The 10,210-nt window shown below is 70.3% G+C and carries 11 protein-coding genes; 6 read left to right on the forward strand and 5 right to left on the reverse strand.

Going from position 1 to position 10,210, the window contains the following annotated elements:
* Positions 1 to 57: 57 nt before the first annotated feature.
* The 3 genes from DY218_RS25260 to DY218_RS25270 all read right to left on the reverse strand — a co-directional run bounded on the left by DY218_RS25260 (position 58) and on the right by DY218_RS25270 (position 2,604).
* On the reverse strand, positions 58 to 627 hold the full coding sequence (locus tag DY218_RS25260; protein WP_128558449.1) for a DUF5134 domain-containing protein: 570 nt from the start codon (positions 625 to 627) through the stop codon (positions 58 to 60).
* Between the two features lie 133 nt (positions 628 to 760).
* Positions 761 to 1,948 (reverse strand): cytochrome P450, encoded by a 1,188-nt coding sequence (locus DY218_RS25265; protein WP_233521897.1) that lies wholly within the window; start codon positions 1,946 to 1,948, stop codon positions 761 to 763.
* 269 nt (positions 1,949 to 2,217) lie between these two features.
* Entirely contained in the window at positions 2,218 to 2,604 is a 387-nt protein-coding gene (locus DY218_RS25270) for a VOC family protein (protein ID WP_128558451.1), read from the reverse strand.
* 160 nt (positions 2,605 to 2,764) lie between these two features.
* Between DY218_RS25270 and DY218_RS25275 the strand changes: the two genes are divergently transcribed.
* A complete protein-coding gene (locus DY218_RS25275; RefSeq protein WP_128558452.1) occupies positions 2,765 to 3,319 on the forward strand; it encodes a GNAT family N-acetyltransferase in 555 nt (184 codons plus the stop codon).
* Positions 3,320 to 3,381: 62 nt separating this feature from the next.
* On the opposite strand, the gene DY218_RS25280 is transcribed toward DY218_RS25275, so the two are convergent.
* Entirely contained in the window at positions 3,382 to 4,065 is a 684-nt protein-coding gene (locus tag DY218_RS25280; RefSeq protein WP_128558453.1) for a glycerophosphodiester phosphodiesterase, read from the reverse strand.
* Between the two features lie 441 nt (positions 4,066 to 4,506).
* On the opposite strand from DY218_RS25280, the gene DY218_RS25285 reads away from it, so the two are divergent.
* The 3 genes from DY218_RS25285 to DY218_RS25295 are packed head-to-tail and all read left to right on the forward strand — an operon-like array spanning position 4,507 to position 7,798.
* Entirely contained in the window at positions 4,507 to 5,949 is a 1,443-nt protein-coding gene (locus DY218_RS25285) for a DUF6421 family protein (protein ID WP_128558454.1), read from the forward strand.
* Positions 5,950 to 5,975: 26 nt separating this feature from the next.
* The gene (locus DY218_RS25290; protein ID WP_128558455.1) at positions 5,976 to 6,731 is read left to right on the forward strand and encodes an SDR family NAD(P)-dependent oxidoreductase; all 756 of its coding nucleotides are present in this window, start codon (positions 5,976 to 5,978) and stop codon (positions 6,729 to 6,731) included.
* On the forward strand, positions 6,728 to 7,798 hold the full coding sequence (locus DY218_RS25295) for a threonine aldolase family protein (protein ID WP_128558456.1): 1,071 nt from the start codon (positions 6,728 to 6,730) through the stop codon (positions 7,796 to 7,798). The genes DY218_RS25290 and DY218_RS25295 overlap by 4 nt, the downstream gene beginning before the upstream one ends.
* 84 nt (positions 7,799 to 7,882) lie before the next feature.
* Here the strand turns inward: DY218_RS25295 and DY218_RS25300 are convergent, their stop codons facing one another.
* Positions 7,883 to 8,605, reverse strand: a complete 723-nt coding sequence (locus tag DY218_RS25300) for a lysophospholipid acyltransferase family protein (protein WP_128558457.1) — start codon at positions 8,603 to 8,605, stop codon at positions 7,883 to 7,885.
* A 279-nt stretch (positions 8,606 to 8,884) separates the two neighbouring features.
* On the opposite strand from DY218_RS25300, the gene DY218_RS25305 reads away from it, so the two are divergent.
* Together DY218_RS25305 and DY218_RS25310 are read left to right on the forward strand one after the other, a co-directional pair.
* The gene (locus DY218_RS25305) at positions 8,885 to 9,205 is read left to right on the forward strand and encodes a thioredoxin family protein (RefSeq protein WP_128558458.1); all 321 of its coding nucleotides are present in this window, start codon (positions 8,885 to 8,887) and stop codon (positions 9,203 to 9,205) included.
* A 211-nt stretch (positions 9,206 to 9,416) separates the two neighbouring features.
* Positions 9,417 to 9,923: a flavin reductase family protein gene (locus DY218_RS25310; protein WP_128558459.1), complete on the forward strand. Its 507-nt coding sequence runs from the start codon at positions 9,417 to 9,419 to the stop codon at positions 9,921 to 9,923.
* Positions 9,924 to 10,210: the final 287 nt, after the last annotated feature.

The following is a 10,210-nucleotide window of genomic DNA, read 5'->3' on the forward strand; positions in this document are numbered from 1 at the left end:
CACGAGCGGGGGGACAGACAGCGGGAAAGCCCGCTCCGGGATGCGAGGCACGGCGTCTCACATGGTGAGCAGCATCGCGAGCATGCCGATCCCCATCGAGAGCCGGCAGGCCGTCGCCAGCTCCGGCCGATCGCCCCAACCGGAACCGCCCGCCGCCGCGACGCCCGCGGCGCCCACCGGCACCAGCCGGAAGCCGGCGACCAGCACATACGCCCCGTAGTACACGAGCAGCAGCGCCGTGAGCACCGGAGCACCCGCACCGGAGTGGCCGGCGTGCCCCGCATGCGCGGTGGACGCGGCGGCGGGCGCGGCCATCACCACCGCCATGTACACCATCGCCAGGGTCCCCACCAGATGGTGCAGATGGTGGGCCGAGGAGCGGGCCGCCCACAGAGCACGGACCGCCGCCACCCCGAAGGCCACCGCCATGACGGTCCACAGCCACGGAGGCGGCCCGAACACGGCGGCCGGCACGGCCATCAGCGCCATCCCGAAGCCCATCGCGGCCTCCGAGCCCGCCGCCGTACGCTGCTCCTCGACCCTGCTGCGCATCCGCAGCAGGCAGTAGGCGCCGGTGGCCGCGCACAGCGCCACGAGCAGCCACCCCACCGCAGCATGACCGTGCACCGCTGACCTCCCCCGGACGACGTCGTCGAGGAGGTGATGCCCACGGCGGCCCGTGCGCACGCGGCGCAAGGAGGTACGCGGGGGAGCGCGAGGGGGCGGACAGCGGGCGCCGTCGGTGCCTGGCGCGGGTGCCTCAGCGCAGCTTCACGGGCAGCGAGTCCACGCCGTACACGATCGAGAGCTTGCGGAAGTCGAGCTCCTCGGGGGCCACGGCCAACCGCAGGTCGGGGAAGCGCCGTACCAGGGCGGGGTAGGCCGCGCGGAGTTCCATCCGGGCCAGTTCGGCGCCGATGCAGCGGTGGATGCCGTAACCGAAGGCGAGATGGCCGGACGCCTTGCGGTGCGGATCGAAACCACCGGAGTCGCCGGTGAAGCCCGCGTCGCGGTCGGCGCCGCTCAGCGAGCAGATGACCATGTCGCCCTTGGGTATCCGGGCGCCCGCTATCTCGATGTCCTCGCGCGCGAAACGCGGGAACGCCATCTGTACGACGGTGAGATACCGCAGCGCCTCCTCGACGAACGGAGCGGCCGCGGCGTCGTCGTCACGCAGCCGCTGTGCCGTCTCCGGGTGCTGCAGCAGGACCAGCGAGCCGAGCGCGAGCATGCTCGCGGTGGTCTCGAAGCCACCGGTCAGTACGCCGTCGGCAAGACCGGCGAGCTCGTCGTCGCCCACGCTGTCGCCGTGCTCCTTGACGATCATGCCGAGCAGTCCGTCTCCGGGCGACTCGCGCTCCTTCTTCACCACATCGCGGAAGTACGACAGCGAGGCGGACATCGCACCCAGCGGCGCCGTGGCGCCCGCGAACAGGTCGAAGCGCTCCATCGCGAGCTGCTGGAAGTCGTGCCGGTCCTCGTAGGGCACCCCGAGCAGTTCGCAGATGGTCAGCGACGGGATCGGCAGCGCGAAGGACTTGACCAGGTCGACCGGGCCGGTGCTCCGCTCCATCGCGGACAGCTGCTGCTCGACGATGTCGTCGATCCGCGGGGTGAGCCGGCGCAGCCGCCGCATCGTGAACTCGGGAGTGAGGATCCGCCGGAGCCGGGTGTGCACCGGAGGGTCACTGAAACCGAGGCCGCCCGGGTTCTGCTCCTCGACCACCCCGGCGTTCCCCGCGAGGTTCGTGAAGTCGTTGCTGAAGCCGTCCGCGGAGCCGAGGACCGCCTTGACCTCCTCGTGCCCGGTCACCACCCAGGCATCCATGCCGAACGGCAGCGGCACGCGGTGCAGCGGTGACTCCTCGCGGAGTTCGCCGAGTTGGGGGACGGGGTCGAGCCCGACCCGTTTCAGGGGCATCAGGAGGGTGTCGGGCAACAGAGCCATGGTCGAGGAACCGAGGCCGTGCTTCTGGATCCGCGCCAGATAGGTGCGCCCGAGCCGCGCGGCGATGCGGGAACGGAGACTGGCCCTCAATGTGTGCTCCAGGGGTGGTCGTGTGGCCGGCACCGGGCGGAACACGGCGCGCACTTGTGGAGCGGTCAGCATAAGTGGCCCCGGCCCGAGGCCAAGTGGTGATCGGCGGGACAGAACGGATCTTTCGGGGTCTTCGCAGCGTCTGCACGGCGCGTGGCGCTCGTCTCATCGTGCCCGGCTCAGGGCCGGTGGCGCAGCGGGTGGTCGGCCGGGACCTCGACGATCGCGATGCGTACGCCGTCGGGATCGGAGATCCACATCTCGATCAGGCCCCACGGTTCCTGGCGCGGTTCGCGCAGGATCTCCACGCCGGCCGCCTGCAGCTCCCGGTGGGCGGCCGCCGCGTCCGCCACCTGGAGCCAGAGCTGGAGGCCGGGGGTGGGCGGTGTCTCGGACCGGCCCGACACTTCGAGGAAACCGCCGCCGAGGAAGTAGACGGTGCCCCGTTCCGGCCCGGTGCCGAACTCGCGGTAGACGGCGAGTCCCAGCGCCTCCCCGTAGAAGGCGCGGCTCCGCTCGGGGTCGGTGGGATGCAGAAGGGTGCGACTGCTCAGTACCTGAACCATGCCGGAAGGCTAGGGGGTGTCTTTCGGATCAGGCCGGATCGGGCCGTGGCGTCCGCGCTACGCTCGGGATCGCCACGGCGGAGACGACGGCCCGCGAGCCTTCGCTGCGAACCCGTGACCGCGAGAGATGTGTGTGATGCGAACGAAAGGCCCCCGGACCATGGACACCGCTGCCCGCACCGGCGACCCGTCACTGACCTTCCGGGACGCGGTCGAGTCCGACGCCGCCGCCCTCGTCGAGCTCATCGACTCCGCCTACCGCGGCGATGCCAGCCGGGCCGGCTGGACCACCGAGGCGGATCTGCTCGGCGGGCAGCGCACGGACCGGGACGCGGTGCTCGAGGTGATCGAGGCGCCCGGCAGCAGGCTCGTGGTGGTGGAGCGGGACGGCGAGCTGATCGCCTGCTGCCAGCTGGAACACCGCGGCACCGCCGCCTACTTCGGCATGTTCGCGGTCCGTCCCGCGCTGCAGGGCGGCGGTCTCGGCAGGACGATCATCGCCGAGGCCGAACGCACGGCGCGCGAGGCGTGGGGCGTACGCACCATGGAGATGACCGTCATCTCGGCCCGGGAGGACCTGATCGCCTGGTACGAGCGCCGCGGCTATCGCCGTACGGGCACGATGAGCCCCTTCCCGTACGGCGACGAGCGCTTCGGCATCCCGCAGCGCGCGGATCTCGAATTCGAGCTGCTCGTCAAGGACTTGACCGCGTAGCGCAGCCGCAGCGTCTTGCAGCCGTCTCGTGGCGCAGCCACTCTCGAGGCCCGCGCGATCGGTCAGGCGGTGAACCGTCCGGTGCGTTTGATCTCGGGGTAGTCCGTGGTGGCGCCGTCCAGGGCCAGCGCGCGCACCAGGCGCAGGTGGTCCTGAGTGTTGACCACCCAGCCGAAGATCCGCAGATCGGCCTTGCGGGCGAGCTCGACCGTCTCCAGGGTCAGCCGCCGGATGTTCAGGACGAGGGTGCCGGCGCCGACGGCCGTGGCGCGCTCCACCACCTCGGGGCCGTAGCGGCTCGCGACCAGTGCCGTACGTACGCCCGGCACCAGGCGGGTGATCTCGGCGAGCGCCTCGTCGTGGAAGGAGATGACCTCGACGCGTGGCGCGAGATCGCGCTCGTTCATCACCTCGGCGAGCGCCCGGGCGGCCGCGACGTCCTTGATCTCCGCCTGCAGCGGCGCGGTGACGGCCTCCAGGACTTCCTCGAAGACGGGGATCTGCTCACCGCCGCCGGCATCGAGCTCGCGGAGTTCGGTGAGGGTCTTCTCGGTGATCGCGCCCTTGCCGTCCGTGGTGCGGTCGACCTGTGCATCGTGCATGACGACCAGGGCGCCGTCCTTGCTCAGGTGCAGATCCAGTTCGATGAGGTCGAGGCCCGCCTGTTCGGCGCGCACGAAGGAACGGAGAGTGTTCTCCGGCTCCACGCCCATGACCCCGCGATGACCGATGAAGAGGAAGTTCAAGGTTCACTCGCTTCCGTCGGCGGCGACTCTCCGAGCGGCACGGTCCCTGTGCGGCTCGGACAAGGCCGCAGCCTAACGGCCCGCTCGTACAAAGGAACCGGCCCGCACGGCAGAAACGGAATGCGCCGAGCGCCGCTTCGGCCGCTCCGGTCCTCCTGCCTCGGGTGCAGACCGGCGAACGGCCGCCGTGATGGGCCGCCCGTCTCACCCGTGCGTGGGCGATTCCCGCCGCCCTTGACCACCGCGGTCGGCCGTCACCCCCGCCGGAGTCGGCCGTCGGGAGCTCATCGCCCCGTGCGTCGGTGGAAACGGAAGATTGCAGGAAAACGTCCGGTGAAAGCCGGGGGTGCGCAGGAGGATCTGCCGGGGGTCCCCTTGTGGGGAGGAACCGCGCATGCATACGGTGGTGCCTACGCGAGGTTCTCCCGTGGAGGAAGTGACATGACGGAAATTCTTGAGCCGACTGCCGTACGAGAGGACGTTCCTCCCGCCGGACGGGTCGTCGACCACCCGGCCTGGCCGCGGCTCAAGGACGCCGTGGAGGAGATCAGGCCCTGGCAGTCCGCGGACGGATCCATCGACTTCGACTCCGGGGACGCTCCCAGCCGCCCGGAGGCCGAAGCCGCCGTGGACCGGGTCATAGCAGGCGTCGAAGAGCTCACCGCCCTGCTGCCGCACGACGCGGAGTACCACCGCGCCCTGGCCGCCGACCTCCGCCGCTGGGCCGCGGACGGCTTCGGCGTACCGGACTTCCTGGACTCGCTGCTCGCCTTCCAGCCGGCCGCCCACCGCGCCGACGGACTGCAGCACCTGGTCGTCTTCGCCATGTACACCCAGAACGGCAACCCCGACCGCAACCTCGAGGCCGTCGTGCTGCGCATGGTCTGGCCCGACTGGCTGGCCGAGCTCGAGCGCACCCGCTACGACAACCCCATGTTCTGCGGCATCACCTTCGAGGACTTCACCTCCGGCTACGACACCAACTCGGCGGTGCTCTTCCCCGAGACGATCGCCGTCCGCGAGGCGCCCGAGCGCTTCAGCTGGGGCGGCATCTTCTGCGACCGCGAGGCCGCACGCTTCCGCCGCGTCACCGAGTCCGCCGTCGACATCCTCGGTCTCGAACTGCCCGACGACATCCGCGCGATGATCGCCGACCAGGACCGCTGCCAGCAGGCGTTCGTGCTCTGGGACATGGTCCACGACCGCACCCACAGCCACGGCGACCTGCCCTTCGACCCATTCATGATCAAGCAGCGCCAGCCGTTCTGGATGTACGGCCTCGAGGAGCTGCGCTGCGACCTGACCGCCTTCAAGGAGGCCGTGAAGCTGGAGGCCGACGGCGTACCGCAGGGCCGCGACGTCCAGTACGCGGTGCTCTTCGACCGGATGTTCCGCTTCCCCGTCACCGGCGAGCGCGTACGCAACTACGACGGACTCGGCGGCCAGCTCCTCTTCGCCTACCTCCACCAGCACGACGTGGTCCGCTGGACGGACAACAAGCTCCACATCGACTGGGACCGCGCCCCCGAGGTCACCAACCGGCTCTGCGGCGAGATCGAGGACCTGTACCGCGCGGGCATCGACCGCCCCAAGCTCGTCCACTGGTTCGCCGCGTACGACCTGGTCTCCCGCTATCTCTCGCCGCACCCCGGATCCCGCTGGGCCAAGGGCCCCGACGCCCTCGACGTGTCCCAGCCGCCCCGCAAACTCGTGGACGACGTGCTTCCGGACGAGTTTCCGCTCAGCATGTTCTATGAGGCACTCCGCAAGAAGCTCAAGGGTGTGATCGCGTCGACCCGGGGCATCACGGGATCGAGCACGGCAGGGGCGAGCGCGGCGCAAGCCGCCCGAGTGGAGCCGACGGTGGCGTCGGGGGCCGCGTGAGCGACAGCGGCCCGGAGGAGAAGACCATGAACGGCAACGAGAACGGCGTACTGGGCGGAGCGGTCGTGGCGGTGGCGGGAGCGGCGGGCCCGGCCGGCCGCGCCACCCTGCTGAGGCTGGCCGAGGCGGGAGCCACCGTCGTCGCCTCCGACGCGGACGCGGCCCGCCTCGCGGAGGCGGTCGACGCGGCGCGCTACGCCCACGGCGGGGCGACCGTCACCGGTGACACCGTCGACCTGCTCGACCCGGAGGCCGCCCGCGAATGGGCGCTGCGCACCGAGAAGGAGTTCGGCCGGATCGACGGCCTGGTGCACCTCGTCGGCGGCTGGCGCGGCAGCGCCTCGTTCATGGAGACCGACCTCGCGGACTGGGAATTCCTTGAGAAGCTCCTGATCCGCACCGTGCAGAACACCTCCCTCGCCTTCCACGACGGACTGCTGCGCAGCCCCGTGGGCCGCTATCTGCTGATCAGCGCCGCCGGAGCCAGTAAGCCCACCGCGGGCAACGCGGCCTACTCCGCGGCCAAATCGGCGGCCGAGGCCTGGACCCTCGCGCTCGGCGACGACTTCCGCAAGGCCGGGGGCGAACAGGGCCCGCAGGCGGCGGCTGTCATCCTGGTGGTCAAGGCGTTGGTGCACGACGCGATGCGCGCCGAGCGGCCCAACGCGAAGTTCGCGGGCTTCACCGACGTGAAGGAGCTGGCCGAGGCCATCGCCGGCGTCTGGGAGCGGCCCGCCGGTGAAGTGAACGGAACCCGTCTGTGGCTGACCGAGAAGCCGTGAACCCTCCGAGGACCAACGCGCGGCGACTCCACGACCCCGATCTGCGCGGCTTCGCGAGCGACAACTACGCGGGCGCCCACCCCGAAGTGCTCGCCGCCCTCGCCCTCGCCAACGGCGGCCACCAGGTCGCCTACGGCGGGGACCAGTACACCGAGCGCCTCCAGCAGACGATCCGCGGCCACTTCGGTGCCACGGCCGAGGCCTTCCCGGTGTTCAACGGCACCGGGGCCAACGTCACCGCGCTGCAGGCCCTCACCGACCGCTGGGGCGCGGTGATCTGCGCCGACACCGCACACATCCACGTCGACGAGGGCGGCGCCCCGGAGCGCATGGCCGGCCTCAAACTGCTCACGGTGCCCACACCGCACGGCAAGCTCACCCCCGAGCTGATCGACCGCGAGGCGTACGGCTGGGACGACGAGCACCGGGCCATGCCGCAGGTCGTCTCGATCACCCAGAACACCGAACTGGGCACGGTCTACACGCCCGAGGAGATCCGCGCGATCTGCGACCACGCCCACGAGCGCGGCATGAAGGTGCACTTGGACGGCGCGCGGATAGCCAACGCCGCCGCCTCCCTCGACGTCCCCATGCGTACCTTCACCAACCGCGCGGGCGTCGACATCCTCTCCTTCGGCGGCACCAAGAACGGCATGCTGTTCGGCGAGGCCGTGGTCGTCCTGAACCCCGACGCGGTCAGCCACCTCAAGCATCTGCGCAAGATGTCCATGCAGCTGGCCTCCAAGATGCGCTTCGTCTCGGTGCAGTTGGAGGCGCTGCTCGCCAAGGACCTCTGGCTGCGCAACGCCCGGCACTCCAACGAGATGGCCCAGCGCCTCGCCGAGGGCGTACGGTCCGTGCCCGGCGTCGAGATCCTGCATCCCGTACAGGCCAACGCGGTCTTCGCACGCCTGCCGCACGCGGTGAGCGAACGGCTGCAGCAGCGTTACCGCTTCTACTTCTGGGACGAGGCCGCCGGCGATGTGCGCTGGATGTGCTCCTTCGACACCACTCAGGACGACGTCGACGGGTTCCTCGCCGCCCTCAAGGAGGAGATGGCGCGCTAGCCCCGACGCGGTGTGCCGAGAGACACTTCGGCCCCCGTTCCCGGTCCGTGAACGGGGGCCGAGCGCATTCGAGCTGACCGGCGCTCAGCCGGCCTCCTTCACCTGCGCGGGAGCGGGGGCGGTGCCGCCCAAGTGCGCGGGCACCCACCAGGTGTCGTCCGGGCCCTTGGGACGTACCGGATACGCGCGCTGTGCCGTCTCCAGGAGATCCTGCATCCGGTCCTTGACCTTGCGGGTCAGCGCACCCGCGTACTGGTCGCGGGAAGCCTCGATGGCCTCGCCCACCCGGATGGTGATCGGGATGTGGCTGCGCTTGAGGTTGCGCGGGTGCCCCTTGGTCCACAGCCGCTGCGTACCCCAGAGCGCCACCGGGATCAACGGGACCCCGGCTTCCTGGGCCATGCGCACCGCACCGGACTTGAAGCTCTTCAGGGTGAACGACTGCGAGATCGTCGCCTCGGGGAACACCCCGATGATTTCGCCCGAGCGCAGGGAGTCCAGTGCGTGCGCGTACGCGGCCTCGCCGCGCTTGCGGTCGACCGGGATGTGCTTCATGCCGCGCATCAGCGGTCCGGACACCTTGTTGCGGAACACCGACTCCTTGGCCATGAAGCGGACCAGACGCTTCTGCGGCCGCGCGGCGAGTCCCGCGAAGATGAAGTCCATGTAGCCGATGTGGTTGCTGACCAGAACGGCACCGCCGGACCGCGGAATGTGCTCCGAGCCCTTGCAGTCGATCTTCAGATCCAGCGCCTTGAACAGCGTCAGAGCTGCACCGATGACCGGACGGTAGACGAGTTCTGCCATGGGCGGCGTGGACCCTCCTGTGCGCTGGGGAAGGGTTCCCCCCGGCGTGAAGTTACGGGCCCGTAGGTTACGGGCTTGTGGCGATCGTGCCCGAATCCAGCCGTCGTAGCCACCCCCCAGGGCTCTCAGCAGGGAGATTCTCGTCACGTGATCGCCCATCGGCACCGGGCGGCCGGGGTCCGTGCGGAACGCACCGACCGGCGGGAATGCCTGCCGGTCCGCCGCTGCTGCACACGACCGAGGACGGACACGCGGGAGACAGTGACGGAGTGAACGGGCATGACTGAGGCCGTACGAGAGCTGGGCGCCGAGGAGTTGGGCGGCGAGCTCGGCACGGTGGCGACGCTGGTGCAGTTCTCCAGCGCCTTCTGCCAGCCGTGCCGGGCGACCCGCCGCATCCTCAGCGATGTCGCCGAGGTCGTTCCGGGAGTCAGGCACATCGAGATCGACGCCGAGGCCCATCTCGATCTCGTCCGTGAACTCGCCGTCGAGCGCACACCCACGGTGCTCGTACTCGACCGGGACGGCCGGGTCGTCCGCCGAGCAGAAGGACAGCCACGGAAGCACGAAGTGATCGCCGCGCTCGGCACCGCGCTGTGAGAAAGGGGCATGCCGCAGGGTCCGTGAGCCATCTCCCATCGGACGAGGCGCACTTGACCGGGGCGGTCCCTCCTCGTCAGCCTGGGTGCATGCCGTCCGAGCTCCTTCTGTTCGCGCGGGTCCACGTGGATCTGGCGCGTCACGCCAGCGCGCGCTGTCCGGGTCCTTGAGCAACCACGGACCCCGCACACCACGCCAGAAGGACAATTCCATGACGGTCACCCCCGCGGCTGACGCCGCCCAGCTCGCTTCGCCCCAGCTCCTGCGCTCGGTCTTCCGGCAGCACGCCGCCGGCGTCGCCGTGATCACCGCTGCGGGCCCGCATCCCGTCGGCTTCACCGCCACCTCGCTCACCTCGGCGGCCGCCGAGCCGCCCCTGATCTCCTTCGGCATCGGCATCGGCTCGTCGAGCTGGCCGGTGATATCCACCGCCGAGTACGTGGGGGTCCATGTGCTGGGTGAGCACCAGCGCGAGCTCGCCGGCACGTTCGCCACCAGCGGGGCCGACCGATTCGCCGCGCCGACCCGGTGGCACGAGGGTCCTGAGGGCGTCCCCGTCCTGGAGGGCGTGGTGGCGTGGCTGGTGTGCCGGATCGTGGCACGCGTCCCGGCCGGCGACCATCGGCTCGTGGTGGCCGAGGTCGAGGTCGGGGACCCTTCGGGCGGCGGCCGTCCGCTGCTCTATCACGGCGGCCGCTTCCGGGAACTGCGCGACTGACGCGGCCGCGCCGGCTCTCCCGCACTGCAGCGCCCCGAAGGCGTTGGGTACATCACAGGCCCAAGCGATTGCTTACGTACAAGTAGCTGGTTGTACTGGTGAGTAATATTCTGTTGGGGCGCGGGTCGCCGCGTACGGAATGGGCCGCTCCCGGCGCTTATGCTGCCGGAGAGGCAGACCGACGAAGACGATGCAGTAGGAGAGCCGGCGTGAGCTTGAGGATCGTTGTCTGTGTGAAGTATGTGCCGGACGCCACCGGTGACCGTCAGTTCGCGGATGATCTGACG

It is taken from the genome of Streptomyces triticagri, assembly GCF_003429565.1.
Classification (GTDB): Bacteria; Actinomycetota; Actinomycetes; order Streptomycetales; family Streptomycetaceae; genus Streptomyces; species Streptomyces triticagri.

What these genes read in the sequence shown, in the direction of transcription:
- DY218_RS25275 (WP_128558452.1), top strand. Translation starts at nt 2,765, where the DNA reads ATGGACACCGCTGCCCGCACCGGCGACCCGTCACTGACCTTCCGGGAC.
- DY218_RS25310 (WP_128558459.1), top strand. Translation starts at nt 9,417, where the DNA reads ATGACGGTCACCCCCGCGGCTGACGCCGCCCAGCTCGCTTCGCCCCAG.
- DY218_RS25285 (WP_128558454.1), top strand. Translation starts at nt 4,507, where the DNA reads ATGACGGAAATTCTTGAGCCGACTGCCGTACGAGAGGACGTTCCTCCC.
- DY218_RS25290 (WP_128558455.1), top strand. Translation starts at nt 5,976, where the DNA reads ATGAACGGCAACGAGAACGGCGTACTGGGCGGAGCGGTCGTGGCGGTG.
- DY218_RS25265 (WP_233521897.1), bottom strand. Translation starts at nt 1,948, where the DNA reads ATGGCTCTGTTGCCCGACACCCTCCTGATGCCCCTGAAACGGGTCGGG.
- DY218_RS25270 (WP_128558451.1), bottom strand. Translation starts at nt 2,604, where the DNA reads ATGGTTCAGGTACTGAGCAGTCGCACCCTTCTGCATCCCACCGACCCC.
- DY218_RS25305 (WP_128558458.1), top strand. Translation starts at nt 8,885, where the DNA reads ATGACTGAGGCCGTACGAGAGCTGGGCGCCGAGGAGTTGGGCGGCGAG.
- DY218_RS25300 (WP_128558457.1), bottom strand. Translation starts at nt 8,605, where the DNA reads ATGGCAGAACTCGTCTACCGTCCGGTCATCGGTGCAGCTCTGACGCTG.